Here is a 1,369-nt window from a genome sequence, read left to right as displayed (position 1 = left end):
TTATTTTACCAATCTAAGGTATTTTTAGCTTTATTTGATAGTAACAATAAAAAAGCATTTGAATAAATAACGGTTTGTCTATATTGATAAATGGATGAAACTGGCTTGCTTTTAACTGCTTCTGCTGTGGTGCTGATCACCGTCTTGTTTGTCCGTTATATCAGCAAGGTGGAGCACAAGGCTGTAAAAGTGCTACTGGACTGGTTTCCGGCCATTCTCTTCGCTTATGTTATCCCTGCGGCTTTCACGCATGTTTTCAATATAGATCTTTCAAAGGTGCTGTTGCATGATTTAAGCAAGTCGCTTATTATTCCCTTTACTATTCTTACGGTCATGAGTGCCCTGTCCTTTAAACAGCTCAAGATAGTCGGTGTAAAACCAATCATAGTATTTGGTGTGGGTTCGTTGGTCATAGCCACATTACCGGTACTTTTGGTGCTTACCTTTGGGCTGCTTAATCCTGCTAATTATGACCTGCTTATTGCAGAAGGTTATTGGAAGGGCTTGCCTCCTATCGTTGGCGGCTGGATAGGTGGCAGTACCAGTCAGCTCGTGCTCAAAGAGCTGGCAGAAACCCCCGAATCACTATTTCTCTCTATTTTAGTGTTAGACAACATTCTAGTGAATATCTGGACGATTCTTATGTTTCAGTTTATTAAAAGAAGCGACCGATTGAACAAAGCCTGGGGCATTGATGCTAAATTTCCTATTGTAGAGCCGCCCGAGCTCTCAGGGTCGGCAAGTAAAGGTACGATCAATGCCATCACCCTCGGCACTATTCTGGCCATTATGGGCCTCACCTATTTTATCCACATGTCGTTTTTAATGAGTGTGGTGGCTTTATCAATTGTCGGGCTGGTTTTGGGCAATGTCATAAAAGCATGGAACCACAAACTCGTTTTGAGAATGGCCGGGTTTTCCATCGTTTTAATCATGGCCATATTAGGGTTGAAACTGAATTTCACTAACCTTTCGCTGCCTGTCAACTTAGTAATACTTGTATTGATATGGCTGGTACTGCATTTCGTATTTATGTTATTCACAGCCAAGTTGCTCAAAGTCAATATTGCCTGGGTGGCCATTGGCAGCATGGCGAATCTTGGTGGTATTTCAACTGCACCAGCTGTTACCTCAGCCTATAAGCCCGAGCTCATGCCTCATGCCATTGTTTTGGCCATACTCAGTATGGTCACGGGCACCAGTTGGGGTATGCTCACTATTTATTTGTTTGGGTTAATGGGGTAATCCCCTTTTGAAGGGGTTAGGGGGATGTAGTAGCAAAAAATTAAATACCTAATGTCATTCCGGCCTTGAGCCGGAATCTTTTTGTCTCAAATACTTATTTTACCAATCTAAGGTATTTTTAGCT

The 1,369-nt window shown here is 42.2% G+C and carries 1 protein-coding gene; it reads left to right on the top strand.

The genetic code is table 11. The annotated features are described in order from the left end of the window. The first annotated feature begins 90 nt into the window (after window positions 1–90). Window positions 91–1,245 carry a DUF819 family protein gene (locus E1140_RS00330; RefSeq protein ID WP_155177969.1) on the top strand — a complete coding sequence of 385 codons (1,155 nt, stop codon included), beginning with the start codon at window positions 91–93 and terminating at the stop codon, window positions 1,243–1,245. The last annotated feature ends 124 nt before the right edge of the window (window positions 1,246–1,369 follow it).

This window comes from Fulvivirga lutimaris (assembly GCF_009711525.1).
Classification (GTDB): Bacteria; Bacteroidota; Bacteroidia; order Cytophagales; family Cyclobacteriaceae; genus Fulvivirga; species Fulvivirga lutimaris.
Note: the sequence above shows the minus strand (reverse complement) of the source record. Positions and strands in the feature narration are given on the sequence as shown.